The sequence below is a fragment of the Lactobacillus sp. C449L genome, from assembly GCF_059900815.1.
In genome coordinates this window covers 1-410 of sequence record NZ_JBWXGA010000389.1, presented here as the reverse complement: position 1 = coordinate 410, position 410 = coordinate 1, and the positions used below count along the sequence as shown (strand labels likewise).

Here is a 410-nt window from a genome sequence, read left to right as displayed (position 1 = left end):
ACCTTCCACAAGCCGGCAAAGCACGGTACCACCTGATCCTCGACGGTGAACCACCAGTTGGTGTCGCCTGGCGCCTTCCGATCGGCAGCTACCTTGGGTTCGGAAAAGTGGGTGAAGGGCACCAGGCAATGGTGCTCGGCCTTCATCAACCACGGCTTCCACATGTAGCTCTGCATGTTCCGAGCGTTGGTCCACCAGTTGTAGAGGAAGGGCAATTCCCCGTCGCGCGCTGGTCGCGTGCGCGGTTTGCGCGTCGGGAAGCCCCAGCGCATCGTGCTTAGCAGCCGCTGGTCATCTTCCAGCCGGACGACGTATCCGGGTTTGCCAGGCGCCGTGTAATCCTTTTCGACCTCCAGTATGTTGCCCGCCTTGTCGACCGCAGCAAGCGCGTCAAAATAGCTGCTAGGATC

At 60.7% G+C, this 410-nt stretch carries 1 protein-coding gene; it reads right to left on the bottom strand.

Going from position 1 to position 410, the window contains the following annotated elements; translation table 11 throughout:
* A partial coding sequence (locus AC2JF9_RS09925; protein ID WP_500727439.1) for an SOS response-associated peptidase family protein occupies positions 1-410 on the bottom strand: 410 nt, incomplete at both ends.